This window comes from Exiguobacterium sp. s133, from assembly GCF_018618595.1.
Classification (GTDB): Bacteria; Bacillota; Bacilli; order Exiguobacteriales; family Exiguobacteriaceae; genus Exiguobacterium_A; species Exiguobacterium_A oxidotolerans.
Window position 1 is genome coordinate 39,175 of the sequence record NZ_JACSMK010000013.1, and the last position, 26,648, is coordinate 65,822.

The 26,648-nt window shown below is 46.6% G+C and carries 31 protein-coding genes; 26 read left to right on the forward strand and 5 right to left on the reverse strand.

Features of this window, described 5'->3' with window-relative positions; translation table 11 throughout:
- The first annotated feature begins 98 nt into the window (after positions 1 to 98).
- The gene (locus KNP96_RS14780; RefSeq protein WP_088836674.1) at positions 99 to 1,202 is read left to right on the forward strand and encodes a PP2C family protein-serine/threonine phosphatase; all 1,104 of its coding nucleotides are present in this window, start codon (positions 99 to 101) and stop codon (positions 1,200 to 1,202) included.
- Between the two features lie 63 nt (positions 1,203 to 1,265).
- Here the strand turns inward: KNP96_RS14780 and KNP96_RS14785 are convergent, their stop codons facing one another.
- Entirely contained in the window at positions 1,266 to 2,201 is a 936-nt protein-coding gene (locus tag KNP96_RS14785; protein WP_029333146.1) for a magnesium transporter CorA family protein, read from the reverse strand.
- A gap of 121 nt (positions 2,202 to 2,322) precedes the next feature.
- Between KNP96_RS14785 and KNP96_RS14790 the strand changes: the two genes are divergently transcribed.
- Positions 2,323 to 2,691 (forward strand): Hpt domain-containing protein, encoded by a 369-nt coding sequence (locus tag KNP96_RS14790; protein ID WP_088836675.1) that lies wholly within the window; start codon positions 2,323 to 2,325, stop codon positions 2,689 to 2,691.
- A 115-nt stretch (positions 2,692 to 2,806) separates the two neighbouring features.
- On the opposite strand, the gene KNP96_RS14795 is transcribed toward KNP96_RS14790, so the two are convergent.
- Positions 2,807 to 3,685: a chemotaxis protein CheV gene (locus KNP96_RS14795; RefSeq protein WP_088836676.1), complete on the reverse strand. Its 879-nt coding sequence runs from the start codon at positions 3,683 to 3,685 to the stop codon at positions 2,807 to 2,809.
- Between the two features lie 217 nt (positions 3,686 to 3,902).
- Here KNP96_RS14795 and KNP96_RS14800 point away from each other — a divergent pair, with 217 nt between their 5' ends.
- From KNP96_RS14800 to KNP96_RS14850, 11 genes are all read left to right on the forward strand, one after another.
- Positions 3,903 to 5,345, forward strand: coding sequence for an NADP-dependent glyceraldehyde-3-phosphate dehydrogenase (locus tag KNP96_RS14800; protein WP_088836677.1), 1,443 nt, complete (start codon positions 3,903 to 3,905; stop codon positions 5,343 to 5,345).
- Positions 5,346 to 5,525: 180 nt separating this feature from the next.
- Positions 5,526 to 6,500, forward strand: coding sequence for an MBL fold metallo-hydrolase (locus tag KNP96_RS14805; RefSeq protein WP_088836678.1), 975 nt, complete (start codon positions 5,526 to 5,528; stop codon positions 6,498 to 6,500).
- Positions 6,497 to 7,255, forward strand: coding sequence for an SDR family NAD(P)-dependent oxidoreductase (locus tag KNP96_RS14810; protein ID WP_214765320.1), 759 nt, complete (start codon positions 6,497 to 6,499; stop codon positions 7,253 to 7,255). Before KNP96_RS14805 ends, KNP96_RS14810 begins: the two co-directional genes overlap by 4 nt.
- A gap of 15 nt (positions 7,256 to 7,270) precedes the next feature.
- Positions 7,271 to 8,467 carry an ABC transporter substrate-binding protein gene (locus tag KNP96_RS14815; protein ID WP_214771615.1) on the forward strand — a complete coding sequence of 399 codons (1,197 nt, stop codon included), beginning with the start codon at positions 7,271 to 7,273 and terminating at the stop codon, positions 8,465 to 8,467.
- Complete coding sequence (locus KNP96_RS14820; RefSeq protein ID WP_088836681.1) at positions 8,454 to 9,218, forward strand: ABC transporter permease; 765 nt, start codon at positions 8,454 to 8,456, stop codon at positions 9,216 to 9,218. The genes KNP96_RS14815 and KNP96_RS14820 overlap by 14 nt, the downstream gene beginning before the upstream one ends.
- On the forward strand, positions 9,215 to 9,949 hold the full coding sequence (locus KNP96_RS14825) for an ABC transporter permease subunit (protein ID WP_029333661.1): 735 nt from the start codon (positions 9,215 to 9,217) through the stop codon (positions 9,947 to 9,949). Before KNP96_RS14820 ends, KNP96_RS14825 begins: the two co-directional genes overlap by 4 nt.
- Entirely contained in the window at positions 9,933 to 10,820 is an 888-nt protein-coding gene (locus KNP96_RS14830) for an ABC transporter ATP-binding protein (RefSeq protein ID WP_214771618.1), read from the forward strand. The genes KNP96_RS14825 and KNP96_RS14830 overlap by 17 nt, the downstream gene beginning before the upstream one ends.
- 1 nt (position 10,821) lies before the next feature.
- The gene (locus KNP96_RS14835) at positions 10,822 to 11,403 is read left to right on the forward strand and encodes a CDP-alcohol phosphatidyltransferase family protein (RefSeq protein ID WP_029333155.1); all 582 of its coding nucleotides are present in this window, start codon (positions 10,822 to 10,824) and stop codon (positions 11,401 to 11,403) included.
- Positions 11,404 to 11,420: 17 nt separating this feature from the next.
- The gene (locus KNP96_RS14840) at positions 11,421 to 11,984 is read left to right on the forward strand and encodes an NUDIX hydrolase (RefSeq protein ID WP_239456861.1); all 564 of its coding nucleotides are present in this window, start codon (positions 11,421 to 11,423) and stop codon (positions 11,982 to 11,984) included.
- Between the two features lie 126 nt (positions 11,985 to 12,110).
- Positions 12,111 to 12,647, forward strand: a complete 537-nt coding sequence (locus KNP96_RS14845) for a PadR family transcriptional regulator (RefSeq protein ID WP_088836684.1) — start codon at positions 12,111 to 12,113, stop codon at positions 12,645 to 12,647.
- A gap of 26 nt (positions 12,648 to 12,673) precedes the next feature.
- Positions 12,674 to 13,312, forward strand: coding sequence for a hypothetical protein (locus tag KNP96_RS14850; RefSeq protein WP_214771621.1), 639 nt, complete (start codon positions 12,674 to 12,676; stop codon positions 13,310 to 13,312).
- A 439-nt stretch (positions 13,313 to 13,751) separates the two neighbouring features.
- On the opposite strand, the gene KNP96_RS14855 is transcribed toward KNP96_RS14850, so the two are convergent.
- Both KNP96_RS14855 and KNP96_RS14860 read right to left on the reverse strand, forming a co-directional pair.
- Complete coding sequence (locus KNP96_RS14855) at positions 13,752 to 14,408, reverse strand: type 1 glutamine amidotransferase domain-containing protein (protein ID WP_214771624.1); 657 nt, start codon at positions 14,406 to 14,408, stop codon at positions 13,752 to 13,754.
- Between the two features lie 68 nt (positions 14,409 to 14,476).
- Positions 14,477 to 15,331, reverse strand: a complete 855-nt coding sequence (locus tag KNP96_RS14860) for an aldo/keto reductase (RefSeq protein ID WP_214771629.1) — start codon at positions 15,329 to 15,331, stop codon at positions 14,477 to 14,479.
- Positions 15,332 to 15,528: 197 nt separating this feature from the next.
- Here KNP96_RS14860 and KNP96_RS14865 point away from each other — a divergent pair, with 197 nt between their 5' ends.
- From KNP96_RS14865 to KNP96_RS14910, 10 genes are all read left to right on the forward strand, one after another.
- Positions 15,529 to 16,059, forward strand: a complete 531-nt coding sequence (locus tag KNP96_RS14865) for an NUDIX domain-containing protein (RefSeq protein WP_088836687.1) — start codon at positions 15,529 to 15,531, stop codon at positions 16,057 to 16,059.
- 102 nt (positions 16,060 to 16,161) lie between these two features.
- On the forward strand, positions 16,162 to 16,644 hold the full coding sequence (fur, locus tag KNP96_RS14870; RefSeq protein WP_088836688.1) for a ferric iron uptake transcriptional regulator: 483 nt from the start codon (positions 16,162 to 16,164) through the stop codon (positions 16,642 to 16,644).
- Positions 16,645 to 16,768: 124 nt separating this feature from the next.
- Entirely contained in the window at positions 16,769 to 17,653 is an 885-nt protein-coding gene (gene xerD, locus KNP96_RS14875) for a site-specific tyrosine recombinase XerD (protein ID WP_214771632.1), read from the forward strand.
- Positions 17,654 to 17,769: 116 nt separating this feature from the next.
- The gene (gene deoB / locus KNP96_RS14880; RefSeq protein WP_088836690.1) at positions 17,770 to 18,942 is read left to right on the forward strand and encodes a phosphopentomutase; all 1,173 of its coding nucleotides are present in this window, start codon (positions 17,770 to 17,772) and stop codon (positions 18,940 to 18,942) included.
- Between the two features lie 20 nt (positions 18,943 to 18,962).
- Positions 18,963 to 19,775, forward strand: a complete 813-nt coding sequence (locus KNP96_RS14885; protein ID WP_029333165.1) for a purine-nucleoside phosphorylase — start codon at positions 18,963 to 18,965, stop codon at positions 19,773 to 19,775.
- Positions 19,776 to 19,801: 26 nt separating this feature from the next.
- Positions 19,802 to 21,103, forward strand: a complete 1,302-nt coding sequence (locus tag KNP96_RS14890) for a pyrimidine-nucleoside phosphorylase (RefSeq protein WP_088836691.1) — start codon at positions 19,802 to 19,804, stop codon at positions 21,101 to 21,103.
- A gap of 96 nt (positions 21,104 to 21,199) precedes the next feature.
- On the forward strand, positions 21,200 to 22,204 hold the full coding sequence (locus KNP96_RS14895; protein ID WP_214771635.1) for a S66 family peptidase: 1,005 nt from the start codon (positions 21,200 to 21,202) through the stop codon (positions 22,202 to 22,204).
- Between the two features lie 106 nt (positions 22,205 to 22,310).
- Positions 22,311 to 22,748, forward strand: coding sequence for a peptidylprolyl isomerase (locus tag KNP96_RS14900; RefSeq protein ID WP_088836693.1), 438 nt, complete (start codon positions 22,311 to 22,313; stop codon positions 22,746 to 22,748).
- Between the two features lie 97 nt (positions 22,749 to 22,845).
- Positions 22,846 to 23,376 (forward strand): type 1 glutamine amidotransferase domain-containing protein, encoded by a 531-nt coding sequence (locus KNP96_RS14905; protein ID WP_214771662.1) that lies wholly within the window; start codon positions 22,846 to 22,848, stop codon positions 23,374 to 23,376.
- Positions 23,377 to 23,527: 151 nt separating this feature from the next.
- Positions 23,528 to 23,875 (forward strand): GNAT family N-acetyltransferase, encoded by a 348-nt coding sequence (locus KNP96_RS14910; RefSeq protein WP_088836695.1) that lies wholly within the window; start codon positions 23,528 to 23,530, stop codon positions 23,873 to 23,875.
- Between the two features lie 20 nt (positions 23,876 to 23,895).
- On the opposite strand, the gene KNP96_RS14915 is transcribed toward KNP96_RS14910, so the two are convergent.
- The gene (locus KNP96_RS14915) at positions 23,896 to 24,369 is read right to left on the reverse strand and encodes a DUF309 domain-containing protein (protein ID WP_029333171.1); all 474 of its coding nucleotides are present in this window, start codon (positions 24,367 to 24,369) and stop codon (positions 23,896 to 23,898) included.
- A gap of 94 nt (positions 24,370 to 24,463) precedes the next feature.
- On the opposite strand from KNP96_RS14915, the gene KNP96_RS14920 reads away from it, so the two are divergent.
- The 3 genes from KNP96_RS14920 to KNP96_RS14930 are packed head-to-tail and all read left to right on the forward strand — an operon-like array spanning position 24,464 to position 26,542.
- Positions 24,464 to 25,219: a segregation/condensation protein A gene (locus tag KNP96_RS14920; protein WP_088836696.1), complete on the forward strand. Its 756-nt coding sequence runs from the start codon at positions 24,464 to 24,466 to the stop codon at positions 25,217 to 25,219.
- Positions 25,209 to 25,781, forward strand: coding sequence for an SMC-Scp complex subunit ScpB (gene scpB / locus KNP96_RS14925; protein ID WP_029333173.1), 573 nt, complete (start codon positions 25,209 to 25,211; stop codon positions 25,779 to 25,781). Before KNP96_RS14920 ends, scpB begins: the two co-directional genes overlap by 11 nt.
- Positions 25,781 to 26,542, forward strand: a complete 762-nt coding sequence (locus KNP96_RS14930; protein ID WP_014969990.1) for a pseudouridine synthase — start codon at positions 25,781 to 25,783, stop codon at positions 26,540 to 26,542. The genes scpB and KNP96_RS14930 overlap by 1 nt, the downstream gene beginning before the upstream one ends.
- Positions 26,543 to 26,648 lie beyond the last annotated feature (106 nt).

Below are 26,648 nucleotides of genomic sequence, written 5' to 3' on the forward strand. Positions count from 1 at the left end.
TTTTAGTATGACGGAAAACTGTCCGTTCGTCTAAACGAAAGTGGTCATGATGTGATAAACTATGTTCAGATTAACATGTTTAGGAACGAGGTGACGGTATGAGTATATTAGTCGTAGATGACGAATTTACGAATTTAATGATTTTGGAGCGACTGCTTGAAAATGAAGGATACGATGTCGTAAAAGCGATGAGTGGGGAAGAAGCGATCGAATTGATGGAGGACCCGGCCTTTATCGACAACTTAGATGTCGTATTACTGGATGTAGAGATGCCCGGCATTAGTGGGATTGATACAACACGGTTGATCCGAAAACGATTTGGTTTAGATGAACTGCCAATCGTCATCGTGTCCGGTCGTTCCAATGAAGAGGACATCGCGGATGGACTGGATGCGGGAGCATCAGACTATACGACAAAGCCAATTCGAAAAACGGAATTGCTTGCTCGTGTTCGAAATGCGATGTCATTAAAACAAGCGATAGATGCACGGAAACGATATGAAAAAGTCTTACAAGAAGATTTTGATCTTGCTCAAAAGCTCCAGCAAAGTGTTTTGAGTGCAAATATCGAAGATGAAGACATTCGAATCATGGCAACCTATATTCCTTCTAAAAAACTAGCGGGAGATATGTATGCCTGGTACCGCATCTCGCAAAATAAATATGGCATCATCTTGTTTGACGTCATGGGCCATGGTGTCTCGTCAGCGTTGATTACGATGGGGATGAGCTCGATCTTGTTTGAACTCGTGCATCGCATCGGTGATCCGGCAAAAGTACTTGAAGAACTGAACCGTCAGATGAGCCGCCTTTTCCCAGGGGATGAAACGGAAATTTATTTTACTGCCGTTTATTTGTACATCGACTTGGATGAGATGAAACTTAGTTATGCGAATGCGGGACACCCACCTGGTTTGTTACGGATGGGGGATCAAATCATCGCCCTCGAGAACACAGGATTGCCAGTCGGGATGTTTGAGGACTCACAATATACGAGTCGGACAATCGACTTGACGTCTCCTGGATGTATCTACCTCTATACGGATGGTTTCATGGAGCTGTATAGCAAAGGGATTGACGAAGGGATCAGTGCGATCCGTCAGTTGATCGAACAACAAGGACCAAACATTCACCACTTGATTCAGCCCGATCAAAGTGATGAGGCCGATGATTTATGTCTCGTCACGGTCGAAATCAATTAAAAAAGCCACTCGCTTTTGTACATGCTACGTCTTCAGCATGTAAAAGCGAGTGGTTTTTTTGTGCTAGAAAAAGCGTCTCCGCCACAGAATAAAGGCAGCGAGTCCGGAGAAGAAAATCATCATCCCAAAGACAATCCAAAAGCCGATGACTTCACCTTCCCACGGCACATGGACGTTCATCCCGAACATTCCGGAAATCATTGTCGGGATTGAAATAACAATCGTGATTGAGGCTAAAAACTTCATGACGAAGTTTACATTGTTCGAGATGACGGAACCAAACGTATCCATCGTCGAACTGATGATATCTTTATAGATTTGTGCCATCTCCATTGCCTGGCGGTGCTCGACGAAAACATCTTCTAGTAAATCTTCATCGTCTTCATGTTTCTCGAGACTCGGTGTTTTAATGATGCGATCAAGAACACCATCGTTTGATTTAAGTGACGTCATGAAATAGACGAGGGATTTTTGTAAGTTCATCAGTTGAAAAATTTCTTGATTTCGCATCGAACGTTGAAGTTCATCTTCGAGTTCGTCCATTCGGCGATCGATTTGACGAAGGAAACGAAGGTAAGAAGAGCTGACTTTATAAAGAATTTGAAATACAAAGCGTGAACGATAATTCGTCCGGAATGTCCGTAATTTACCGTTCGAGAACAAGGTCAACACGTCGAGTTGTTGCGAACAGACGGTGATGAAATGCCTCGACGTCACGATGATACCGAGCGGGATCGTGTTGTAGCGTCGTCCCGATGACTCTTCTTCGATGTACGGAACATCGACAATCATCAAGAGCCCTTCATCATCTTTTTCAAAACGAGGTTTTTCCTCAACGTCCAGTGGGTCATAGATAAAATCCTCAGGAATCTTTGTGGCAGCAATGACTTGGTCGGCTTCGTCTTTTGTCGGATTGACAAGATGAATCCAAGAACCTTTCGTGAATTCTTGAATTTCGTTGACTGCCCCGGTCACATCACTTCGATAAATCGTCAACATATGTCTATCCCTCCTGCTCTTCACTTGCTTATTATAGGGACAGAAGATAGGGCGTGTAAATGATTCTCAGATTTTTTTTTACGACATTTAATGTTAAAATGAAACCAGAGGGGGGAACCAGATGCCTTTTTTTAATCAAAAGAAGTTAGAGGAATTACGTTCAATCGCCGGTGGGGACCACGTATTTTTACAAAAGATTGGTGAAACATACATTGCGCAGTTTGATCGTAAATTTCCTGAACTAGAGCAAGCGATCAATAACAATGATCCGGGACAGACAGAAAAAATCGCACATTTACTTAAAGGTGCCTCCTATTCGGTCGCGGCGGACGATTTGGCAGATGAGTTCGAACAACTTGAAAAAGAAGCAGAAACGGGTTCGCTTGAAAATGCGAATCAGGTTTTGCAAAACATTGATCAATCTATGGTGGAGTTCAGAAAAGTCTGGTTGGATGCTTTTATTGGAAAGAATTCGGACTCGATCAAGTAATTGATGAAAAAAGTAAACCGGCGTTCACGATTTCGTGGACGCTTCTTTTTTTTTTGTGAATTGAAAAATCGGAGCCCACTGGAAAGTGAGCTCCGATATAACCGTCAACAACGTCTTACAAGACGTATGAATCGACCGTTTCGATCAAACGACCGATTTCTGGTTTTGTAATTTGTGCATTGACCCCAACAGATTCACCTTTATGGCGAAGATCATCTGAAATCAAGGAAGAGAAGACGATGATTGGCAGTTCGGCATACCGGTCGTCTTCACGAAGGCGTTTCGATAAATGAAGTCCGTCCATTTTCGGCATCTCGATATCTGTGATCAACAAGTCACAATCGCTACCTGCTTCGAAGGCGTCAAATGCATCTTTTCCGTTGATGAACCATTTTAAGCCGTGATATCCTGCTTCTTCAAGCGTCTCAATGATGAGTGTCCGGAGCATTTCTGAATCTTCGGCAATCCAAATCGTTTTGTTCGATCTGTCACGCGGTTGGACGCGACGTCCTTCTTCACGTGCGAAGATGTCTTTACGAGACAGTTCGAGTGCGATTTTTTCATAATCGAGTAAGATGATCATCTTATCGCCTGTCTTGACGACGCCGTTCGTCAATCCTTCGATTCCACGTGCGAGTTCGTTCGGTGTATCAATTTGTTCCCACGAGATACGTCTGATCTCCGTGACAGAATCGACGCGAAGGACACTTTTCTCGCCATTGAACTCACAGATGATCAACCGATCTTCCGTCGCTTCGTCATGGGCTACACCGATGACAGTCGGCAAATCGATGACCGTCATGACTTCACCGCGTAGTTCGATTAATCCTTTGACGGCATCTGGTGTTCCTGGGAGTGGTGTCATCGGTAACGGAACGATGATTTCACGCACTTTCATGACGTTAATCCCAAATGTATAAGGACCACAATGGAAAATGACGATTTCTAATTCATTCGTACCCGCTTCTAACAAAATATCGTGTTGATTGTACACGTGATTTATCCCCTTTCGTTCCTGCACATTCACTTCTGCCTAGTTATCGGCACATTTCGTAAAACATTCCATATCAAATTCAATAAAAAAACTATTGTAATCGCTTTCATAATATGTTAAGCAAAATGTTTGGCATTTGTCTGACCAATTGTTTACAATAGCTATGCAGCCACACACTGAAGTGACAGAGAGAAAAAACATATGGAGGTAGAGTGGAATGAATACAACAAAAACAACGTATACATTTTTATTGGATGGACAATGGTATGAGAGTGAATCAAAAGAGACAATCGAAATCTCTTCACCATATAAAGAAGAACTCGTTGGTCGTGTACAAGCGATGACGAAACCAGAAGTCGACCGTGCGATTGCTTCAGCAAAAGCGGCACAAACGACTTGGGCGAAACAACCAGCAAACAAACGTGCTGAACTATTACATGCATGGGCAACAGAACTTGAAAAACGCGCTGACGAAATCGGCGAAGTCATCATGCGTGAAGTGGGTAAAGGACGTGCAGATGGCGTTAAAGAAGTGAAGCGGACTGCGGAAATCATTCGGTATACAGCAGAAGAAGGTCTTCGTTTTGACGGTCAAATGATGCAAGGCGATTCATTCCCAGGTGGGAGTGCCAAAAAACTTGCAGTCATCAAAAAAGCGCCACTCGGCGTCGTCCTTGCGATTTCACCATTTAACTACCCGGTCAATTTAGCGGCAGCAAAACTTGCACCGGCGTTGATGACAGGAAACGCGGTTGTCTTCAAACCGGCAACACAAGGTTCAATCAGTGGAATCTTGATGATTGAAGCACTCGTCGCAGCAGGTCTTCCGTCAGGTCTCGTTAACGTCGTGACAGGTCGGGGATCAGTCATCGGTGACTATTTAACAGCACATCCAGGAATTGATATGATTACTTTCACGGGTGGTACAGGGACGGGACGTCACTTGTCTCGCCAATCAGCGATGATCCCACTTGTACTTGAACTCGGTGGAAAAGACCCGGCACTCGTCTTAGAAGACGCGGACCTTTCATTAGCAGCGGATCACATCATCAGTGGAGCGTTCTCTTATTCTGGACAACGCTGCACAGCGATCAAACGTGTATTCGTCTTAGATCATCAAGCGGATGCGCTCGTTGACGAATTAACAACACGGATCGCGAAGTTAACGGTCGGTTCACCTGAAGACGACAGTGTCGTAGTTCCATTGATCGATACAAAATCAGCGGATTACGTGGAGGGCTTGATTACGGATGCGAAAGATCAAGGTGCAACAATCGTTACTGGTGGAAACCGGACGAACAACTTGATTGAACCAACACTAATCGACAACGTGACACGTGACATGCGTGTTGCTTGGGAAGAACCGTTCGGACCCGTCTTACCAATCATTCGTGTCAGCTCAGTCGAAGAGATGATTGCGTACTCGAACGAATCGGAATACGGTCTTCAAGCAAGTGTCTTTACGGAAAACATTGATTCAGCTTTTGCTGTAGCGGATGCCCTTGAAACAGGTTCTGTTCAAATTAATGGTCGGACTGAACGTGGCCCAGACCACTTCCCATTCATCGGCGTTAAATCATCTGGACTTGGTGTGCAGGGTGTCGGACGAAGTCTTGCTTCGATGACGCGTGATAAACTGACTGTCCTTAATTTAAAATAAAATTTGCAATAAACGAGCGACCTTTCATTCTGCGAAAGGTCGCTTTTTTTGCATCCAATTCCAGACGGTTTACGTATGCTTTAGTGAAGGGATGCAAGAGAGTGACAGACAAAGTTTGCGGCTCGGGTTCATTTTTCTCTATAATGAAGGAAACTAGTGAGAGAAATGAGGGGATTCCAAGTGAACAGCAAAGATGAAATCTTCACGCTACCGATCCCAACGCCGTTTCCAGTCGGTGATATCAATTGTTACGTCCTCAAAACGGACAATGAAAATATTTTGATTGATTGTGGACCGGATACGGCAGAAGCTTGGCACGCCATGCAAGAGGGTTTGCAGAAAATCGGCTTGTCTGTCGAAGAACTCGATAAAGTAATCGTGACGCATCACCACGCCGATCATGCCGGAATGGCTTATCGTTTTTCTGAAAAAGGAATTGCGATTTACGGGCACGCACGACTTCGTCCCTATTTAGAACAGGATACGGACTTCTTGAATAGTGGCGATGCCTTTTTGCAACGCTTAGCGATGTCGTTCGGGGTGCCAAAAGAAATACGAGCGTTGCTACCGAGTTATCTGTCGGCCCTCAAATGGCTCGGAAAAGGACAACTCGACTATGTCCTAAAAGAAGGGGATTCCATCACGGCGGCAAGTACATACCGCGTGATTGAGCTACCGGGACACGCAAGCGACCAGATCGGGATTCTCGGTCAAGACGGGACATTGTTTGCAGCCGACCATTTACTGGCACGGATTGAGCCGAACCCGTTACTTGAACAGCCGCAAGCAGGAGATGCGTCTGATATAAAACGCCCTGTCCTTGCATATATGCGCTCGCTCGAAAAGCTTCAAGGTGAACGAATCACGATCGCCTATACCGGTCATGGCGAAACAATCCGTGACGTTCCATCCTTGATTGAAGAACGATTGCTCCAACGTAAGGCCCGCGGTGAGCAACTTTTGAAACATCTGACGGGAGAGCAGACGTTATTTGAGTTAGCGCAGTTGACGTACGGCAATCGTTTAAAAAAATCGTTTCCGCTCGTGATGAGTGAAATGAAAGCACGACTCGATTATTTAGTCGCAAGCGGTCAAATTACAGTCGAAAAACGAGATACGGTTCTTTATTATTCGAAAGCGGGAGTTAGCGGATGAATCTAATGAATAAAACGGTTGTCTTGACTGGAGCATCAAGCGGTCTCGGTGAAGCGTTAGCGCGCGTCTTGAACCGGCAAGGAGCGAATTTGATTTTGATTGCCCGCCGTGCCGATCGGCTCGAACGCTTAGCAAGAGAGCTGCATGCTGACTATATCGTCTATGACTTAGAACATTCACCGGAGCATTTAGCCGAACGAATCCAGGTCGACTATGGCATGATTGATGTATTGATCAATAATGCCGGATTCGGAGAATTCAGTTTCTTGCAGGATACCTCGATTGAGACGATTGAATCGATGCACCGGATCAATGTCCTGACGCCCGTTCGGTTGACAAAAGCGTGTCTACCTTTCCTGCGTCCGAATGGAATGATTGTCAATGTCGCCAGTCAGGCAGGAAAGCTGCCGACTCCGAAATCGACCATCTACTGCATGACAAAAGCAAGCCTGCTTCAGTTCTCAAATGCATTGCGACTTGAATTACGACCAAAAGGAATTCATGTGATGACGGTTAATCCGGGACCGATTGCGACTGAATTTTTCATTCGCGCCGATCTCAGTCGCAAATATGAAAAGAATGTCGCCTCGATTTTGTTATCGAAAGAGTCGCTTGCAAAAACGGTGGTCCGAGCGATCGAGCGTCAAAAACGAGAGGTCAATGCACCGTGGTGGATGGAACTTTCAGCGAAAGCATATGCCGTTTGTCCCCGATTGATTGAATGGCTCGGTAAGTCCGGATTTGACAAAAAATGATGGGGTGGAATGAAAATGTTAAAAAAAGTAATCGGTATCGCTGTCGGTGGGTTGTTGCTTGCCGGGTGTGGCGCAACTTCTGACTTGCCGGCAAAGGACGAAGTGCTAGGTTCATCCTATAAAATGATTGAACAGGAAGCAGCGAAAACGACGGTCCGGATGTACATGTGGGGTGGAGATGACGGAATCAATGCCTATATCGACGAGTACGTCGCACCCAAGTTGAAAAAAGAGCATCAAATCACATTGAAGCGTGTGCCGATTGAAACAGCGGATATCATTCAGAAATTGCGTGCTGAAAAAACAGCCGGTAAGGACACAGGCGTGATTGATGTCGTCTGGATCAACGGCGATAATTTCCGAAATGCGAAAAAAGACGGTCTGTTATATGGTGACATCGCGCGCGTCTTACCGAACATCAAGCAAGTCGACGCCGCGGCGCAAGCTTCAGATAGTGGGACGAAGACGGAAGGGCTCGAAGCGGCCTGGGGAAAAGTCCAGTTTGCGTTCCATTATGATCAAGCCAGTGTTGCCAAACCACCGGTGGACTTAAACGAGTTAAAAGACTGGGTCAAAGCAAACCCAGGAAAATTCACTTATCCGGAAGTGACGGATTTCACGGGAAATACGTTTGTCCGTCACGTCATGTACGGGGTCGAATCTAATGAAACGTTGAAGAACCCGAAAAGCGATTTTAAAAAGACATGGGCTTATTTAAACGATTTAAAGCCGTACCTTTGGAAAGAAGGGAAAACCTATCCGAAGACGCTCGCTCAGCTCGATCAATTGTATGCGAAGGGGGATGTCGCATTCACGATGGGCTTCAATGAACGCCGGGCCGAACAGGAAGTAGCGTCCGGGACCTTCCCGGAAGAAACGCGTCCGCTCATCTTAGAAGAAGGTTCGATTGCGTCGACCCACTTCTTATCGGTTCCATTTAACGCACCAAACCCAAAAGGGGCGCTCGTTGCAATCAACGAATTGTTATCGGCAGATGCGCAGTTGAAGAAATATGACGCGACCTACTGGGGAGATGGGACAAGTCTTGATTTAAGTACGTTGACGTCAGTAGAACAACAAGCGTTTAAGGATGTTCCGGCAGCAAAATCGACACCGACACCAGATGCATTTGAAGGAAAAGTCCGAGCGGAGCTCGACCCGGAATTCTTCGAGATCATTCGAAAGGATTGGCCGGAACGTGTGGCGCGGTAATCCTTACCCCGCTGTCTTCTTGATTGCTGGAATGGTTCTTTATGGACTGTTCATCAGTGTATCGATGACGACAGTCGCCGATTATCGTGCATTGTTAAGCGATACCGTGTTTCTTGAAAGCATTGTGTTAAGTCTGTACGTCGCACTGAGTAGCACGTTACTTTCGTTAGGGGTCGGTTTCGGCTTAGCTCAATTTTTCTCAAGGCGAGGGGGGATGGCGGAACAAATCCTCGCACTTCCGCTGTTTATCCCGCATCTTGGTGCAGCATATCTTGCGATTCTCTACTTCAGTAATGTACCGATGATTGGTCCGCATGAGACGAATCATTTCAGTATCATCTTGACTTACGTATATAAAGAAACACCGTTCATCTTTTTTTATCTCATTCCTGTTTTTCGACGGCTTGATCACCGGTATGAGGAATTGGGGCAACTGCTTGGATTATCTAGGATTCGCCGATTTTGGCATGGAAAAGGTGTTTTTATTTTGTTTCCGGCACTTGAAGCTAGCTTCATCGTTTTTGCATTTGTTCTATTTGCCTACGAAGTGCCGGCATTGCTTGGTGTGACGTATCCGAAAATGATTGGTGTATATGTATTTGATTTATATACGCAAGGAGACCTATCGCAACAACCAACGGCTTTTGCCATCAGTGTCGTCTTGACGACGTTGCTCTTCATGATGTTAGCCGTCTTCACGTGGTGGATTCGACCGATCACAGAGCGAATCAGTAAGGGGCGGATTGAATGAAGCAACGAATCGTTACGCTATTGATCGCTTGTCTCGTCGTTGCACCGCTGCTGGGAATCATTCCGAAATCATTTTCTCTAAATCCGCGAATCGTCGAGACGTTGACGACGACGCTCTTCATGATTGCAGCAGTGACGTTTTTGAACCACGTAATTGGTTATGCGGCAGGGAAAGCCATTGCCTTTCAGACGGGACGAATCATTCAACTGGCTGAGTTGTTGATTAGTCTGCCACTGTTTTTACCTGTATTATTGCTCTCATTCGGTCTTTATTTGACGTGGATCCGTTTAGGTTTGGCTGATCAATTCCTTGGCGTGTTACTCGTCCTTTTGTTACCGACACTTCCGTACACGGTCCGCCTTTATACGAACGGATTTCAGGCGCTCGGTGAACAACTACTCGAACAGACGGTCCTTGTTGAGGCAAACCGCTTGAAGCGATTTTTCTTTTTAGTCGGACCGTTGCTTCGTCCGACATTACAATCGGTGACATTGCTCGTCACCGTCATCACACTTAGTCAGTATGCACTCGTCGTGCTCATCGGCGGTGGCGTCGTTCGGATGCTCGCACTTGAAGTCTTCCCCCTTTACTCTGGGAATGCGGTTGATGCGGCTAAAGAAGCGACGATTTGGTTGATCGGGTTACCATTTTTGATTTATCTAGGGCAAATGTTGTTCTTTACCTTATGGATAGAAGGGGTTCGGAGGTTATTAGATGGACGTAAGAATTAATAAAGTGATGAAGCGTTTCGGTAAAACGACCGTCTTGCAAGACATCGATCTAACCATCGCCTCGGGACAATGCGTTGCGCTTGTCGGACCGAGTGGAAGCGGGAAGACGACGTTACTGCGCTTGATTGCCGGATTAGAAAAGGTCTCAGGTGGAACGATTCACTTCGGAGAGCGTGACGTTACGAAAACAGTCCCGAGTAAACGCGGAGTGACGATGCTGTTTCAACGACCGCTACTGTTTCCCCATCTCACGATCGGGCAGAATATCCGCCTTGGCATGCGAGGGGACGCCCGACAAGTCTCGGAGTGGCTCGACCGCGTCGGGTTACCGGGACGTGAAGCGGACTTTGTCCATCAACTGTCGGGAGGCGAGCAACAACGTGCGAGCTTAGCACGTGCCCTTGCGAGTCAACCGAACTTTTTATTATTAGACGAGCCGTTTTCAAGCCTCGATTTGCCGCGGAGGCGTGAATTACGGACGTTGATTCGTCGCCTGACGGAGCAACAAGGCGTGACGACGTTGCTTGTCACACATGATCGCGAAGAAGCGATGGCAATGGCGGACTATGTGTATGTCATGCAGGCAGGACGCATTATCGAGCAAGGGCGACCTGTTGCTTTAAGCGAGACGAGTCCGTTTTTTGGAGATGGTCTTGCCTTAGACGGGACATGGTATCCGCTGTCTGCGATCGAGTTGGTCTTAAGACCGACGAATCAAACGAATGAACGTGTTACGATTACGAAAGAATTAATCCAATATGGTGTTCGGTTCTATGAAGTCGAACGGGCAACCGGCGAGCGACTCGTCATTCAGACAAGAAGAGCGTTCGACGAAGCGACGACTGTTTATGTCGTCAGAAAGGAGGACTAATATGTTAGATACACGAGCACGAAAGATGGTCCAACCTGTGTTCGACCAAGCGGCGACCGGTTTGAAAAAGCTTGGTCTGTCGGCGAATCAAGTCACAATCATTTCCGGCATCATCGGAGGGGCAACAGGATTCTTCGTCTACAATGACATGATGGGAATTGCGATTCTCTTATTGTGGATTTCTGGAATGCTTGATGTCGTCGATGGGACGATGGCACGTCGCGAAAAACCGACAGCGATTGGAACGATTCTTGATCTTGTACTAGATCGAATCGTCGAGTTGTCCGTGCTGATCGGGATTGCGCTTCGTTTTCCGGAAACACAAATCGTCATGCTCTTTTTAATTGCGTCCTTTGTCATCGGTATGACGATGTTTCTCGCGATTGGGGCAGTCAGTGAAAATTATGGCATCAAGTCCTTCCAATACCAGCCGGGTCTCGTTGAACGGACAGAGGGGTTCTTGTTTTTAACGGCAATGCTGTTATTCCCAAGTGCAATCATCTGGATTGCGATCGTCTTCTTGATTGCAGAGCTGTATACGGTAGGCGAGCGCTTCTATCAAGCCTCTAAGGTGCTGGGATGAGTGAACAGGAGTTAATCATGGTCACGGATCAGGCCGGGCATCCATTATTCACGGCGTCACGAAACCGGGTACATGCTGAAGGGTTATGGCATGAGACGTTCCACTGCTTCGTCGTGAATCGAGAGCAACGAATCGTTCTTCTTCAAGAACGGGCGACTGGAAAAAAGGATTTTCCAAATTGTCTCGATATTACAGCGGCAGGACATTTACTTGCCGGTGAAACCGTTGCTGATGGTGTTCGTGAACTCGAAGAAGAGCTCGGACTCGTCCGGGCGATGGATCAGTTGGAGCACGTTGGTATTTTTCTAGAAGAACTGACGTTGCCGGGATTCATTGATCGCGAGCGGACTCAGGTCTTTTTGACGGAATCGAACCAAGCCATTTCTGACTATCATTTACAAGCGACTGAAGTCAAACGGCTGGTCGCTTTTTCATTCGACGCATTTGCTACGTTAGGTGACGAAACGACAACGGAAGTCGTCAGCATCGAGGGTGAACGTTTCGGGCGGAACCGCTTCGTCCCGCACCCGCCGGAGTACTGGGCGATGGTCGAACGAAGCATTGAACAATCTAGCATGTGACAGGAGGAACTGTAGATGAGACAGCGATCTACAGTTTTTTTTGCTTAAAAAAGTACAAAGTGGCGTAATGCAACGTAATTTGAGATAATTAACAATATATATTATTGATGAAAGAAGGTGCAGCCAGTGGGATTACGATTCGCACTGCTCGGACTGCTAACCCAGGGAGAAGCGACAGGCTATGATTTAAGTACGACGTTCAAAAAACAGATGACGCATTTTTGGACAGCACATCATACGCAAATTTATCGAGAATTATTAAAAATGGAAGAAGCATCACTCGTGACGAGTGTTCATATCGTCCAGGAGGATCTTCCAGATAAAAAAGTCTATTCGATTACAGATAAAGGCCAAACAGAGCTCGTCGCCTGGCTGCGGGCACCGAGTGAATTTAAGCCGAAAATGAAAGATGAGAACTTAATGCGCGTGTCGTTGTTACACCTCTTGCCGCTCGAGGAAGCGATCGCTTACCTTGAAGAATCAAAACGGCATCATCAATTTGCGGTCGACATGATGCAAGTGTGGCGAAAAGATCATTTAGAGAACGGGGCGACACTCGGGGAGACATTGACGAGTGAATACGGTCTACGGATGATGCTGAATTACCTCGATTGGTGTGACTGGGCAATCGAAGAAATCAAAAGAAGTCAAACGAGTGTTTGATTGTGATGGGATAGGGAGTAGAGAACGTGAGTGTATTTAAAGATTATCAAGACTGGCTGGACGAAGAGACGGATGACATCATCAAACGACATGCAACATATGCCGCCGCTGAATTGAAATTAGGTGGAGAAGTCGGAGACTACTATGTTGATGCGGGGCTAATCGATCAATTCGTCATGCGACATGTCTCGTGGTTGTCGATCAGTGAAATCGAAGACATTCTGACAGAGTCTGAAAACAGCGACCGTGTGGAACTTCTCGAACCAACAGATCACGAAGAAGATATGCAACGTCAGCAAGCAGAACACGTGTTACGAATGGATGTAAAAGAAATGTTGGCGTCAAAAACACGCCCCTTCGTCGACGAACGATTACAGGCGCTCACTCAACAGATTCGTCCGCTTCAAGACCGTCAGGCAGAAGCGCAGGCGGCATTCGATGAAATCGAACGGACGATTGAGACAGGACCAGCACCAAAAATCATTCCGAAGCGTTGGTATCGACGGGAACGTGTGGTTGAACAGTCGTTTACCGATGAAGAGCGTACGAACCTTGACGAGCAGCTTGAAGCACGACAGCAGCAGCTCGTTATTGAAGACCGCACGGTTGCGGCAGCCGAACGTGAAATACTGATGCTTCAGCGGGCGCTTAACGAAGGGAAATGACCCGAAGTGAAAACAGCACCTCCAGCTTCGTTCAGTGGAGGTGCTGTTTTGCATGTAGACAACGTCACGTGGGGGATAAAAGCGTCTCCCTCTAGCACGCAAAGACGCATTTTTTTCCGTAGAAGTCGACGAAAAGGGACGTCTTTCAGGTGGACCGTCTTGAATCGTTTCCAAAACGACAGAGTATCTTCACTGATCTTAAAGAAAGCTAAAAAAATCTCGCTTTCTAATCTAATCGCTTCCTAGTGTAAAGCAAACAGGAGCGACCCTGCAGCTTTGCTGTAGCGGCGCGATGTTTGCCACAGGAAGACGATTAGGAAGGAAAGAGAGAGCAAAAAAAGATGGGAAATCACATTCAAGTGATCTTCCATCTAAGTTTGTCTACACGCTAAGCACTTCCACTGATGTTCAGTGGAAGTGCTTAGCATCAACTAAAATTTTAGACAGTCGCGAGTTTAGCGACGATCAATTTAGCGACAGCTTCACTTGAAGCTGGGTTTTGACCTGTGATGACGTTGCCATCGATGACTGCGAATTCTTTACCTGCGTCTGAAGTCAAGAACGTTGCACCTTCATTACGCAACGTTGTTTCGAGTAAGAATGGAACTTTCTCTTCAAGACCTGTTGATTTTTCTTCTTCATCTGTAAAGCCGTTGATTTGACGACCTTCGACGAATGGTTTGCCATCAATCATGACGTGAGCGAAAGCGGCAGGTCCGTGACAAACAGATGCGACGATTCCGTCTTTCTTGACCATTGCTTCGATTGCACCGGCAACTTGTGGATTGTTCGGGAAGTCAACGACCGCACCGTGTCCACCCGGGAAATAAACAGCGTCGAACGATGAAGGATCGACTGTTGAGAGTGAAGCTGTATCTTTTAGTGCTTTACGTGCGTCTTGGAACTTCGGCAGAATTTCTTTGACGAGTGATGCTTTATCGATTGGGACGTCGCCACCTTTAACAGAAACAACAGTGACGTCATGTCCTGCTTCATTAAATAAGTTAAACGGTGCAGCGAACTCTTCGAACCAAAGTCCTGTTGAGTGTCCGTTCATGTCATCCGCGCTTGTTGAAACGATTAAAATACGTGCCATAATAAAATTCCTCCTCTAGGGTTAACGTTACAAATAAGAGGATTCCCCGGCTTGCTAAAACTCAAACCTTATTGATGTGCTGTATAAGGATGGACCGGCAATGTCTTCAGGACGTGATTGATTTGTTCAAGCGTGACGGGTTCCCGCATCGCCTTGAGATTGGCCTGTAATTGCGACACGCTCGACGCACCAGGCAGTACGATTGCGGCTTGTTGATCGATTGCTTGGAGAGCGAGCGCGGGTAGTGGGTAGTCTTGTAAGAAATTCAATGTTTCTTCGAGTTGTTCTTTATAAAATTGCTCGAACTGGTCAACGGATTGGAGGCGCGACGTACTCTCAGTCGTCAATAATCCTTTTGCGAGCGGACCACGAGCGACGACCTTGACATTTTTTTCATTGAGTAAAGGCAAGAGTGCTTCGATGCGCCGATCGAGTAACGAGTAAGGTGTCATCAAATAATCGAGATCACTATGCTCGAGCCAATACTTAATGACGTTCGGCCGTAAAGAAGAAAGACCATAGGCTTTAATCTTACCGTCTGCTTTTAAATCCTTCACGGCTTGAATCGATGCATCGAGGTCGTCTTCCATCGTTCCGCCGTGGACATAATAGAGATCGAGATAAGGTGTTTCGAGTCGGTTCAGACTTTCAAGACATGCTTGTTTTAAGTACTCGTAACTCGGATCCCACGTCCAACCCGTTCCCGTTGCATTCATTCGGTTCCCGCCTTTAGAGGCGAGGAAAATCCGGCTGCGGTCTTCTTGCGAAAATGTCTGTCCAATCAACGATTCGACGGCTCCGTTCGCGTAGACGTCCGCTGTGTCAAAATGAATGACCCCTTCGTCGAGCGCTGTACGGAGGATTTCTGTTGCTTCTTCTTGTCCGCGTTTTAATATTGTCATTGTGCCTAATCCGAGTCCCATGACTAATCCCTCATTTCTTTCGATATGTGCTACTACAGAACAGTTTATCATATTTAATTCTCCGTCCCCCTGTTGAGGAACTGTTTCATATTTTGAGTTTGAAAAAACAAACTTGCATCAGGAATCAGATAACGGGCATACTGAATAAGAAGAATAAATTACGGCGCGGATAGTTATGGAAGGAAGAGGTGTTCGGAATGGAAGAAAAAACAATCGAACGGGAAGTCATTTATGAAGGAAAAGTCTTTAATGTCGAAAAGCATGTCGTCAGCTTACCAAATGGTAATACATCAGTGCGCGAGCTCGTTTATCATAACGGAGCCGTCGCCATCATCGCCTTTGATGAAAAAGGTGATTTAATTGTCGTCGAGCAGTACCGCAAAGCATTCGAACAGCTATCGATTGAAATTCCTGCGGGAAAACTTGAGGCGGGTGAGAATCCAATTGATTGTGCCGGAAGAGAATTGAAAGAAGAAACAGGTTACGCGGCAGAAGAATTGAAACATGTCTTCGATTTTTACGGGGCACCGGGATTTTGCAGCGAACGCGTACATATATATGAAGCAATCGGTTTGACGGCTGGTGAACGTCAGCTGGATGCAGATGAATTCCTTGAAAACCAGACATTGTCACTTGACCGGGCCTTAGAACTGATTGCAAATGGCACGATTGTCGATGCAAAAACAATCATGGCGATTCAACATTGGCACATCCGTACATTAAAATGATTCTAATTTGGTTGATTTTCAGTTGATAATCATTTTAATTTGAAAATTGATTGAGAATCAGCTATGATAAAAGCATCAGTTTCGACCTAAGGGGGCGCTATGATGGAAAGTCGTGTTGAACGCATTAAAAAACAGCTGAGCGGTAAAGGATATAAGCTGACTCCCCAACGTGAAGCGACTGTGCGTATCCTGCTAGAACATGAGTCGGATCACCTCAGTGCTGAAAATGTCTTTTTATTAGTGAAAGAAAAAAACTCTGATATTGGACTCGCGACCGTGTACCGGACGCTCGAATTATTGACGGAGCTTGAAGTCGTCGATAAGGTCAACTTCGGAGATGGCGTATCTCGATTCGATTTACGACAAGAAGGGGCGAGTCACTCGCATCACCACCTTGTATGTATCGAATGTGGTTCCGTCGAAGAAATTTTAGATGATATGTTAGAAGATGTCGAAAAAGAAATCGTCTCGCGATTTCACTTTAAAATTAAAGATCATCGCTTGACCTTCCACGGAGTTTGCCGTGTTTGTCAGGAGCGTCATGCACGTGAAGCGCTTGAACAAACGCAAACACAAACTGTCTAACCGTCCCTCCACACACAGGGCGGTTTTTTCTTTTTGAAAATATAGGTCAGACCTCTTCACAACAGTTTACACCTTTGATATGATGGGAAAGTAAGCGATTTCTTAAGCCAAGAGGATGAATTCAGTGAGACAACAACTGGAAGCATTTATCAACTATCTCGTCATCGAACGGCAAATGTCAGGAAATACGGCAGCAGCCTATCGAAATGATTTAAACCAGTATCTTCATTCGCTCGAACAAGCAGGGGTGACTTCGCTTGAATTCGTGACACGACATCATATCGTGCTCCATATCGAGAGCTTGTTGAACGCTCAAAAGTCACGGTCGACGGTCAGACGGGCGACGAGTTCGATCCGTTCGTTCCATCAATATTTGGTCGAAGAGCGTCAAGTGGAGAGTGATCCGTCACGTCATTTGGATTTACCGAAACCAGAAAAAAAGCTCCCGGTCGTCTGGAGTCAAACGGACGTCGTTAAGTTGCTTGATTCCGTGGTCGGAAACGATCCGCTCGTCAGACGGGATGCGGCGATGCTTGAACTGTTATACGGTACCGGTATGCGGGTCAGTGAACTGCTACAGTTGACGTTAAACGATCTGCAGCTCGAACTCGGTTACTTATCGTGTCTTGGGAAAGGGAACAAAACGCGAATCATTCCAATCAGTACGACAGCGATTGATAGCGTCACGACCTATCTCGAACTAGCACGAAACAGTTTAGGGGGCCAGCAAACGGATTATGTCTTCTTGAATAGTCGGGGAAGCCGGTTATCGCGACAAGGTTTTTGGAAGATGATTAAACGACGTGCAAGAGAAGCGGGTATTGAAAAAGAGATTACGCCACATGTACTCCGTCATTCATTCGCTACTCATCTACTTGAAAATGGTGCAGATTTACGGGTTGTCCAAGAGATGCTCGGTCATGCCGACTTGTCGACGACGCAAATGTACACGCATGTCAACAAAGGTCGGTTACATGAAGTCTATAAGAATCATCATCCACGTGCATGATGTTCCTTATAAAACAAAGGTCTGACTTCAGACAAATGAAGCGTTTTGTCTAGTCGGTTTGTGGGAAAATCATTAGGGCAGTCGTTCATTACAGTACGTATTAGGAGGAAATACAAATGGCACAACAATTCAAACGTGTATTTTTAGTCGTCATGGATTCTGTTGGTATCGGTGAAGCACCCGATGCGGAACAATTTGGAGATTTAGGAGCACATACGCTTGGTCACATCGGAGAGCATATGAATGGCTTGAATATTCCGAACCTGGAAAAGCTTGGTCTCGCGCATATTGAAGCCGTTCAAGGTGTTTCGGCTGATGCCGCACCAATCGCATCATACGGTAAAATGGAAGAAGTATCGGCGGGGAAAGATACGATGACGGGACACTGGGAGATCATGGGTCTTCGCATCGATACACCATTCCGTGTCTTTGAAAAATTCCCGGCTGACTTGATTGACCGTCTTGAAGCATTCTCTGGTCGGAAAATCATCGGTAACAAACCAGCTTCTGGTACGGAAATCTTAGATGAACTCGGTCAAGAACACGTCGAAACGGGCGCATTGATCGTCTATACATCTGCTGACTCTGTCTTACAGATTGCAGCCCACGAAGAAGTCGTCCCACTCGAAGAACTTTACCGAATTTGTGAATATGCACGTGATATCACGCGCGACGATCCATACATGCTCGGTCGCATCATCGCACGTCCATTCCTTGGGGAGCAAGGCGCATGGGTTCGGACATCGAACCGTCACGACTATGCCTTAAAACCGTTTGACCGGACTGTCATGAATGAGCTTGAGACAGCTGGATTCGATGTCATTTCGCTCGGAAAAATCGCTGACATCTTTGACGGTGAAGGTGTGACGGATGCAATTCGTACGAAATCGAACATGGACGGAATGGACCAACTCGTTGGTCAACTCGAACGTGACTTCACAGGGCTTTGCTTCTTGAACCTTGTTGACTTCGATGCCTTGTTCGGACATCGTCGTGACCCGCAAGGTTACGGGGATGCACTTGAAGAATTTGATGCACGTCTCCCGGAAGTATTCGAGCGGATGCAAGAAGATGATCTCTTAATCATTACAGCTGACCACGGAAACGATCCGATTCACGCTGGAACAGATCACACGCGTGAGTACGTCCCGCTTCTTGCGTACCAAAAGAGCGGTGTCGCAAACGATTTAGGAACGCGTGCAACATTTGCTGATCTTGGAGCGACGGTTGCTGCAAACTTCGGTGTTAAAATGCCGGCACACGGAAAAAGCTTTTTAACAGAACTTTAATTTCAAAGGAGCGATTTTGGATGACAGTCAACTGGAATGAAACACGTTCATATTTAGAAAGTAAAATGCAGGCAAAGCCGGAAATCGGTTTGATTCTCGGATCAGGTCTCGGCGTACTGGCTGATGAAATTGAAAATCCAATCGCGATTCCGTATGGCGATATTCCGAACTTCCCTGTTTCGACAGTGGAAGGACATGCGGGACAACTCGTCTTCGGGACGCTCGAAGGCAAACAAGTCGTCGCGATGCAAGGACGATTCCACTTCTATGAAGGCTACTCGATGGAAATGGTCACATTCCCAGTTCGTGTCATGAAAGCAATCGGCGTCGAAACATTAATCGTGACGAATGCAGCGGGTGCTTGTAATGAAGCATTCGAACCGGGAGATCTCATGTTGATCACAGATCACATCAATTTCTTCGGAACGAATCCGTTGATCGGTAAGAACGTCGATGAGATGGGACCACGTTTCCCGGACATGTCGAAGCCGTATGATAAAGAATTACTGGAACTTGCCCAAGCGACGGCAGATGAGCTCGGAATCAATGTTCGTCAAGGCGTTTACTTCGGCAACACCGGTCCGACATATGAAACGCCCGCTGAAGTCAAAATGGCACGGATGCTTGGTGGAGATGTCGTCGGCATGTCGACGGTTCCTGAAGTCATCGTCGCACGTCACTCAGACATGCGCGTACTCGGAATCTCATGTGTATCAAACATGGCAGCAGGTATCTTAGATCAGCCGCTCCATCACGATGAAGTCATCGAAACGACGGAACGGGTCCGGGCACACTTCCTGTCGCTCGTGCGTGGTTCGATCAAAAAAATGTAACAACACCTTAGAGGAGGAAATAGATTATGCGTATGGTAGATTTGATTGCAACGAAACGAGACGGCGGCGAGTTACCAACAGCCGATATTAAAGCAATGGTCGAAGGATTCACGAACGGGGACGTTCCGGATTATCAAATGTCAGCCATGTCGATGGCCATTTTTTATCAAGGGATGTCAGATCGTGAAATCGCAGATTTGACGATGGCGATGGTCGAATCAGGTGACGTCATCGACTTATCACGGATTCACGGCAAAAAAGTCGACAAACACTCAACAGGCGGCGTCGGCGATAAAATCAGTCTGATTGTTGCACCACTCGTCGCGTCAATCGGAATTCCGGTTGCGAAGATGAGCGGACGCGGTCTTGGTCATACAGGTGGAACAATCGATAAATTGGAAGCCTTCCCTGGTTTCGATGTTGAATTATCGGAAGAAGCCTTCGTCAGCCAAGTCAACGACATCAAGATGGCAATCATTGGTCAGACCGGGAACTTAACACCTGCTGACAAAAAACTTTACGCATTACGTGACGTGACAGCAACAGTCAATTCGATTCCGTTGATTGCAAGTTCAATCATGTCGAAAAAAATTGCGGCCGGCGCTGATAGCATCGTTCTTGATGTTAAAACGGGTTCAGGTGCTTTCATGAAGTCGTTTGAGGACGCGAAAGCACTTGCGACAGAGATGGTTTCAATCGGGAAAAGTGTCAACCGGAAAACGATTGCCGTCATCACGGACATGGATCAGCCACTCGGAAACGAAATCGGGAACGCAAACGAAGTCAAAGAAGCAATCGAAGTCTTACAAGGTAAAGATGTGCGTGACTTGAAAGTCATCGCCTTGACGATTGCCTCACATATGGCAGTCCTTGGTGAGTTCTACCCGACGTTCGACGAAGCGTATGCCGATCTCGAGACACGCCTCGCGAACGGTGCAGCACTCGACGTCTTTAAAAAGTTCATCGCAGCGCAAGGTGGCGACGCGTCACTCGTTGACGATATGTCAAAAGCACTTGAAACGAAATACCAAAAAGACTTCGTGGCATCAAAAGCAGGTTATGTCTCTGAAATCATCGCCGATGAAGTTGGTGTCGCAGCGATGATTCTTGGAGCGGGCCGAGCGACGAAAACAGACGTCATCGATCATGCAGCAAGCGTCACGTTATTGAAAAAAGTCGGCGATCGTGTTGAAGTCGGCGATGTCATCGCGACACTTCGTTCGAATAAAGAAACGCTTGATCAAGCAATTGAGAAAATGGATCATGCGTATCATATCAGTGAAACGAAACCGGAAGAACGTCCGCTCGTTCACGCTGTCATCGATTAAATCATGTAAAGTAGCGAGTTGGGTCTTCTTCCCAATTTGCTACTTTTTTTGTTATGATGAAAGTCAGGTTTTTCCAAAAAAGAAGGAGGAAAAAAGATGAAACCAGCTCGATTAAAAGAAGGCGATACAATCGCGATCGTGTCACCCGCATCAGCGATTGCAGCCTACGTGCCGCGCCGATTGCAACGCGGCATTGAAACATTGGAACGGATGGGCTTTCAGGTCCTTGTGATGCCGAATGCGACGGCAGTCCATAGTCATACGGCAGGAACGATTGGCGAACGGGTGCAAGACTTACATATGGCGTTTCGCGATCCGGAAGTCAAAGCGATCATCGCGACGATTGGCGGCTTCAACTCGCATCAGCTGTTAGATGAGCTCGATTATGACTTGATTCGGGACAACCCGAAAATTTTACTCGGCTATAGTGACATCACGGCACTGCATGCTGCGATTTATGCAAAAACAGGTTTGACGACGTTTTTAGGGCCGGCGATTTTGCCGCAGTTCGGTCTACTGGACGGTCTTGACGACTATACTGAACAGTCGTTCAAGCGAACGTTGATGCAGACGGAACCGATTGGGAAAATCGTCGCCTCATCCGAGTGGACGGATGAAGTACTCCGCTGGGACGTACATGACGACCGTCCGAAAAAACGACAACCGAATGCGGGGATGTTGATTGGTCGTACAGGCGAGGGGACAGGACCGATTCTTGCCGGAAACTGTGGCACACTCTTGTTACTTGCAGGTACATCGTATATGCCGTCTTTCGAAGATGTTGTCTTGATGCTCGAAGATGACGGAAGCGAAACACCGGAAACGATCGACCGTTATTTTACACAGTTGCGGCATCTTGGTGTGTATGATGAGATTTCAGCACTCGTTATCGGCCGGTTCGAGAGTCAGGTCGATTTTGATCCGGACTTTACATTGAAAGACATCATTTTACGGGCAACACGCGGCTACGACTTCCCGATTGTCCTCGACGCTGACTTCGGTCATACGGATCCGGTTCTGACATTGCCACTCGGTGTAACAGCTTCCGTTCGTGTCGGTGATGAAATTGAAATTGAAATAGTAGATTCTGCCGTCAACTGAGTAAAAAACCTGCGTTTTCCGAAAAAATTTGGTACACTGTTCCATGGAGTCACAAGTTGCTTGTGACGAACACCATTAGCTGAAAAGCGCGAAAGGTTGGTATACAATGCAAAAAACTGGATATATCTTATTAGAAGACGGAAATAAAATTGATTTTGAACTCTTTAACGACGATGCACCGATTACAACAGAAAACTTCGAGAGCCTTGCGAACTCGAACTTCTACGATGGATTGAACTTCCACCGTGTCATCCCGGGCTTCGTCTCACAAGGCGGCTGCCCAATCGGGAACGGTACAGGCGGTTCTGGGAAAACAATCCCATGTGAAACGTCAACTTCGTACCCGCACAAACATAAAGCAGGTTCACTCTCGATGGCGCACGCTGGTCGCGACACAGGTTCGAGTCAGTTCTTCGTCGTCCACGAGCCGCAACCGCACCTTGACGGTGTGCATACAGTCTTCGGACAAGTCACTTCAGGACTTGAGCATGCTCAAAAAATGAAGCAAGGCGCAGGCATTAAAGAAATTCGCGTAGAAGCATAAGTGTCTGACTCCTCTTCAACTAGAAGGGGAGTTTTTGTTTTTTAGACTAAGGGAACAGATAATAAGGCACAAATAGAATTTCAGGAGGCGTTTCATGATGCGTTTAAAAGGTAAAAAAGTGATTCAACTCGTCAGTAATGATTTTGAGGATTTAGAGTTATGGTACCCGGTCCACCGGTTACGTGAAGAAGGGGCAACGGTCGACATCGTGGGTGAGAAAGCAAATGAAAAGTATATCGGGAAATACGGTGTTCCAATCGTCTCCGACATCGCGTTTGCTGACATTAATCCAGCAGACTACGACGCGATTCTCGTCCCAGGCGGCTGGTCACCGGACTTACTGCGCCGCTTTGATGCCGTCTTAGAGATGGTGCGCCATTTTGATGAGACAAAACAGCCGATCGGTCAAATTTGTCACGCTGGATGGGTTTTGATTTCAGCAGGTATTCTCAAAGGTGTCAACGTCACGAGTACCCCGGGAATCAAGGACGACATGACGAATGCGGGCGCAGTGTGGCACGATGAGCCGGTCGTCGTCGACGGACACATCGTCTCAAGTCGGAGACCGCCCGATCTACCTGACTATATGCGTGAATTCATCGCCGTGTTAGAAAAGTCGAAGTCATAATTCGGAAAAGGTGGGGTGAAGTGATTCACTCCTTCTTTTTGTCCTTCTCGACAAAAAAATGAAGTAATTCTAGCCGATAAGGTGTAGAATAAATGAGTCTCAGTCGTTCATGGTCCTGAGAGTTGTTGAAATTAGGAAGGTGTAGAATCAGATGCTAGTAAAATATAAGAAGCTGAATGAACGGACCGCGATGGGGTTAATCGCCTTTTCGTGTGAAGTGAAGGATCCGAAGTATTTGCTTGAAACGGTTCAAGCCTATGAACAAGAAGAAGATCGTCAATTGTATCTTTACAAACAGGATGAAGACTTCGTAGGAGTGATCGGTTTTCAATTAGTGGATGGCCACGCTGAATTGAGCCACATCGCATTGTCTCCATCGTTCCGCGGGGAGCGGATGTCGTACACATTACTCGACGCTGCGGCGAAGATGATGCGTCTCGATATCATCGGCTCGACTGAAGAAACAAGTCGTCTTGTTGAAAAGTGGAAAAATCAATGAAAAAAACCGGTCCGTTTATTTCAGGGCCGGTTTTTCCATTTCCCGCGATTTTTAAGTGCGGCTTGCCTTGCGTCGATGACGTCTTGCCGGTTTCGTAACCGGTGTTTGTCGATTAAAAAGGTTCGATCAAGCGGTTCGAGTGATTGGGTCTTCATTCGTTGTTCGAGTCTTTCGTCTACTGGTAAATGGATTCTCCGGTATTCCGGCTCCATAAAAGCGGACTTTAACGTAAGCAGTTGCGTGGCATCGATGCCGAGTTGGGTAATTGACGCTGCATGCCGTTCGATTTTTTGAAAGGCTTTCGGATAGGTCCGCATCGCGCCGGTCACATTACCGCGCCGGTGGTGATACCGGGCGACGGCTAATTGAATCAAAGCGACGAGTGATTCGTCCGTCCGATTGCCGGCTTGCCACAGTTCTTCTAATACTTCATGGCATTCGAAGTAATCTTCTTGTATATTGAATTCGAAAGTAAATTGTTCGATCGGGTGCATGAGAGCACCTCCTTTCCTTTTAATATAGCATAGTCGAACAGTAACGATGTATGGTATACTAAGGCGCAAAAAACGTTGATGGGCAGGGAGAATCATGGAATCATATAGTGTGAAGATGGATGCGTTTGAAGGCCCTTTGGATTTACTGTTACACTTGATTGGGAAACTAGAAATCGACATTTACGATATTTCCGTCTCAATCGTGACGGATCAATATGTGTCCTATATTCGAGCTATGCAGCATCTTGAACTCGATGTTGCTAGTGAATATCTTGTCATGGCTGCGACGCTCTTGCAACTGAAAAGTAAACAGCTGTTACCGATTGAACAATCGGAGTTCGAGGAGGTTCCTGATTTTGATGAGGAGCCGACGCGAGAAGGTTTGATTCAACAATTGATTGAGTACAAAGCGTATAAGGAAGCAGCGGTTGTGTTGAAGGAAAAGGAAGAAGCGCGACTCGAGCTTTTTTCAAAACAACCGGAAGACCTGTTGCGTTATCTGGATACAGAAACAAATGACTATAACGGAACGTTATCATTTAGTGATTTGTTGCGTGCCTATGAAAAAATGCGACAACGTGTTGCCTGGAAAGTGAGACGGTCGAAGACGGTCAAACGTGAGGAACGGACACTGGAGCAACAGATGGTTCACGTATCAGAATATGTACTGTCGCGAGAACGGACGACCTTTTTTGGCTTCTTTACGGAACAACCGACAGTCGAAGAACTTGTCGTCAGTTTTCTTGCTGTCCTTGAACTCGTTAAACAACGGGTTATTGCTTGCGAGCAGATGAACGACGATATTTTATTACGGACCTTGGCGAAGGAGGAGAATCCGATTGGCGTATGATCGAATCATTGAAAGTCTATTGTTTGTCGTCGGAGATGATGGCATCGATCCACGTGGCCTGAGCCAAGTGCTTGAAATCAGTGAAGCAGCAGCGCGCGAACAACTGCATGCGGTCCAGCAATTGTTTGAGTCGGAAGGACGTGTCCTTCAAATTGTTGAGTCCGGTGGCGTCTTTAAGATGGTGACACGAAAAGAGATGTCACCGTACGTTCAAGCCTACGCGGGATCACTCGCGGAAGACAGTTTGTCTCGTGCTGCGATGGAGACGCTCGTCATCATCGCCTACAAGCAGCCTGTCACGCGTGCAGACATCGAAGTCATTCGCGGCGTCAAGACCGAGCGTGTCATTCATACGCTCAGTGCAAAAGGGTTAATTGAAGAAGCTGGACGCGCGAAAGGCGTCGGGCGAGCTAAATTGTATAAAACGACCGATCATTTCTTGGACCATTTTGGTCTCAATAGTATCGAGGAGTTACCTCCGCTCGAATTCGAAGAAACGTTCGAAGCGGATGGCGATCTATTTTTCAGGAATGAACCGTCACTAGAGGAGAGAATAAATTAATGGAACGTCTACAAAAAATTATCGCACAAGCTGGTGTCGCATCACGACGCAAAGCAGAAGAATTAATTACAGAAGGTCGCGTTAAGGTCAACGGAAAAGTCATCACAGAGCTTGGAACGAAAGTCGGCGGACGTGCTGAAGTCGAAGTCGACGGCGTCAAGCTCGAACGGGAAGAGCATGTCTACTATATGCTGTATAAGCCGACAGGTGTCGTCTCGACGGTTGAAGATGATAAGGGACGTAAAACGGTTGTTGATCTTGTGCCGCCGGGCCATCGTGTTTTCCCGGTCGGTCGTCTTGACTACAATACGAGCGGCTTACTTTTATTGACGAATGACGGTGAATTTTCAAACCTCTTACTGCACCCGAAATACAAAGTACCGAAGCGTTACATCGTTAAAATCAAAGGCGTGCCGGATTATTACCACGTCAAAGGTCTGGAAAAGGGGGTCGTCTTACCGGACGGATTCAAGACAGGCAAAGCACGCGTCGAAATGCGTGATGTCGACAAGAAAAAGAATACGGCAATCCTCGAGATGGTCATCTACGAAGGACATAACCGTCAAGTCCGTCAGATGGTCGAAACACTCGGCGCAGAAGTCATCAAGTTGAAGCGGGAGCAATTCGGATTCTTGACGTTAGCTGGACTCACTTCAGGAGACTGGCGTGAACTTTCAAAAAAAGAAGTCAATCAATTGCGTGAGCTAGCGGATCCCGTCGCGCCACCTACGAAAAGACGTAAGAACACAAAAAAACGTTAATTTGTAAAGCGGAAAGCTCATCCTATAGGTTGAGTTTTCTTTTTTTGTGACAAAACAATTAACGTATTTCACATTGTCTCAACATTTAAGCGATTTCAAGTACAAT

Excerpts from the sequence above, each read along its gene's own strand:
- KNP96_RS14780 (WP_088836674.1), top strand. The coding sequence starts at position 99 with ATGAGTATATTAGTCGTAGATGACGAATTTACGAATTTAATGATTTTG.
- KNP96_RS14785 (WP_029333146.1), bottom strand. The coding sequence starts at position 2,201 with ATGTTGACGATTTATCGAAGTGATGTGACCGGGGCAGTCAACGAAATT.
- KNP96_RS14790 (WP_088836675.1), top strand. The coding sequence starts at position 2,323 with ATGCCTTTTTTTAATCAAAAGAAGTTAGAGGAATTACGTTCAATCGCC.
- KNP96_RS14800 (WP_088836677.1), top strand. The coding sequence starts at position 3,903 with ATGAATACAACAAAAACAACGTATACATTTTTATTGGATGGACAATGG.
- KNP96_RS14810 (WP_214765320.1), top strand. The coding sequence starts at position 6,497 with ATGAATCTAATGAATAAAACGGTTGTCTTGACTGGAGCATCAAGCGGT.
- KNP96_RS14815 (WP_214771615.1), top strand. The coding sequence starts at position 7,271 with ATGTTAAAAAAAGTAATCGGTATCGCTGTCGGTGGGTTGTTGCTTGCC.
- KNP96_RS14825 (WP_029333661.1), top strand. The coding sequence starts at position 9,215 with ATGAAGCAACGAATCGTTACGCTATTGATCGCTTGTCTCGTCGTTGCA.
- KNP96_RS14830 (WP_214771618.1), top strand. The coding sequence starts at position 9,933 with ATGGACGTAAGAATTAATAAAGTGATGAAGCGTTTCGGTAAAACGACC.
- KNP96_RS14835 (WP_029333155.1), top strand. The coding sequence starts at position 10,822 with ATGTTAGATACACGAGCACGAAAGATGGTCCAACCTGTGTTCGACCAA.
- KNP96_RS14840 (WP_239456861.1), top strand. The coding sequence starts at position 11,421 with ATGGTCACGGATCAGGCCGGGCATCCATTATTCACGGCGTCACGAAAC.
- KNP96_RS14855 (WP_214771624.1), bottom strand. The coding sequence starts at position 14,408 with ATGGCACGTATTTTAATCGTTTCAACAAGCGCGGATGACATGAACGGA.
- KNP96_RS14860 (WP_214771629.1), bottom strand. The coding sequence starts at position 15,331 with ATGGGACTCGGATTAGGCACAATGACAATATTAAAACGCGGACAAGAA.
- KNP96_RS14865 (WP_088836687.1), top strand. The coding sequence starts at position 15,529 with ATGGAAGAAAAAACAATCGAACGGGAAGTCATTTATGAAGGAAAAGTC.
- fur (WP_088836688.1), top strand. The coding sequence starts at position 16,162 with ATGGAAAGTCGTGTTGAACGCATTAAAAAACAGCTGAGCGGTAAAGGA.
- deoB (WP_088836690.1), top strand. The coding sequence starts at position 17,770 with ATGGCACAACAATTCAAACGTGTATTTTTAGTCGTCATGGATTCTGTT.
- KNP96_RS14885 (WP_029333165.1), top strand. The coding sequence starts at position 18,963 with ATGACAGTCAACTGGAATGAAACACGTTCATATTTAGAAAGTAAAATG.
- KNP96_RS14890 (WP_088836691.1), top strand. The coding sequence starts at position 19,802 with ATGCGTATGGTAGATTTGATTGCAACGAAACGAGACGGCGGCGAGTTA.
- KNP96_RS14895 (WP_214771635.1), top strand. The coding sequence starts at position 21,200 with ATGAAACCAGCTCGATTAAAAGAAGGCGATACAATCGCGATCGTGTCA.
- KNP96_RS14900 (WP_088836693.1), top strand. The coding sequence starts at position 22,311 with ATGCAAAAAACTGGATATATCTTATTAGAAGACGGAAATAAAATTGAT.
- KNP96_RS14905 (WP_214771662.1), top strand. The coding sequence starts at position 22,846 with ATGCGTTTAAAAGGTAAAAAAGTGATTCAACTCGTCAGTAATGATTTT.
- KNP96_RS14910 (WP_088836695.1), top strand. The coding sequence starts at position 23,528 with ATGCTAGTAAAATATAAGAAGCTGAATGAACGGACCGCGATGGGGTTA.
- KNP96_RS14915 (WP_029333171.1), bottom strand. The coding sequence starts at position 24,369 with ATGCACCCGATCGAACAATTTACTTTCGAATTCAATATACAAGAAGAT.
- KNP96_RS14920 (WP_088836696.1), top strand. The coding sequence starts at position 24,464 with ATGGAATCATATAGTGTGAAGATGGATGCGTTTGAAGGCCCTTTGGAT.
- KNP96_RS14930 (WP_014969990.1), top strand. The coding sequence starts at position 25,781 with ATGGAACGTCTACAAAAAATTATCGCACAAGCTGGTGTCGCATCACGA.